The sequence below is a fragment of the Sphaerisporangium sp. NPDC051017 genome (assembly GCF_040683095.1).
Classification (GTDB): Bacteria; Actinomycetota; Actinomycetes; order Streptosporangiales; family Streptosporangiaceae; genus Sphaerisporangium.
Map to the genome: position 1 here is coordinate 1 of NZ_JBFBCI010000163.1, position 1158 is coordinate 1158.

Genomic DNA, 1158 nt, shown 5'->3' on the forward strand with positions numbered 1-1158 from the left:
GCCCAGTCCTCCACCTTGATCACCCTCCAGAGTGAACTGAAGGGGGTCAGTTTTCGGCCGTCGCCACAGGGTCAGTTTTCACCCGTCGTCGACAAAAGCGTCCGTCCAGCCGTACTTCTGCCAGACCCTAACCTGTGGCATCAGCTCGTGCTCACTGGACGAAGGGCGGAGTATTCGGGTTTCGATGAGACGGTCGACCAAGTGCTTGATACTCGACTCGTCGGTAGTATCCAGAGCTTTCCGGAAATTGGCGATCAACTGCTCTTTACTTGCCGGCTTGTTCAACGAAGCAAGGACTGAGAGGCATCGGATATCTGGCAGTAGATATGACCGGCCCTCCAGGAGAAGATCGCACTTGAGAGGATTCTCGAGACGGATTCGCATGAATTCATTGAGGAGATATGTCAAGGTCTATTTCCTGTCTCAGCCGAGAAGCATAAATGCCATAGTGGGCTGCGTTAGTCTCGGAATTCTAAGCTTAGCGCTGACCTCGCGGTCGTTCACAGAGAATCCTCGAAAATACTTGTAGCCGAGAGCTGTTGCTGTGAGGGATGCAGTCTCCAAAACGTGGCCGACGTCATGATGTATCGGGCGATATGAGTAGTTCTCTCGATAGCGGAACATGCTCCGCTCAACGCAGCTGGTGAGAATTATCGCCATGGTGGGCGCAATATCCATCCACTCAGGCTTTTCAACAACATAACGGGCAGTCCATTCGCGGTCGATATCGGTAGTGATGAACTCCAGTGCGTGATCGCGAACGCTATAATGATAAACTCCAGAAGGAAGGTCGCCCGATTCAAGGGCCAGTAAATATGCTTCTGTGGGGTGCCTGCTACCCCCTGAGGGGCTTGCTTTTCGGATTTGATTGCCCGAGGCTGGCGTTTTCTTTATTCCGACCTGTCCAAAAGCGAACCACAGGAAGGTCGAGAGATCGTCGAGGCTCATGAGGATGCTCGGCCTGTCAGGTGACTCGTCGTTCGACAGGACCTCGTGAACCGAAGAATTTAAGTTCTTACGGGGGTCCGGCAGAGTTATTGATTGCTCAGACACTTGCGGCATGTATTAACACGAAATGATTGATCTGGACGATCTATTGAGTTATGTAGGCGAGGTTCGGCTTCCGGAAGAAGGCACGGACAATTTCGGGGAACTGTC

2 protein-coding genes are annotated in these 1158 nt (G+C 52.3%); one reads left to right on the forward strand and one right to left on the reverse strand.

All coding sequences use genetic code 11. From position 1 onward, the window contains the following. Positions 1 to 300, forward strand: a 300-nt coding sequence (locus AB0M95_RS41040) for a hypothetical protein (RefSeq protein WP_363777224.1), incomplete at its 5' end; no start/stop codon positions are given. A 123-nt stretch (positions 301 to 423) separates the two neighbouring features. Here the strand turns inward: AB0M95_RS41040 and AB0M95_RS41045 are convergent. After that, the gene (locus tag AB0M95_RS41045) at positions 424 to 1053 is read right to left on the reverse strand and encodes a SagB family peptide dehydrogenase (RefSeq protein WP_363777227.1); all 630 of its coding nucleotides are present in this window, start codon (positions 1051 to 1053) and stop codon (positions 424 to 426) included. Between the last annotated feature and the right edge of the window lie 105 nt (positions 1054 to 1158).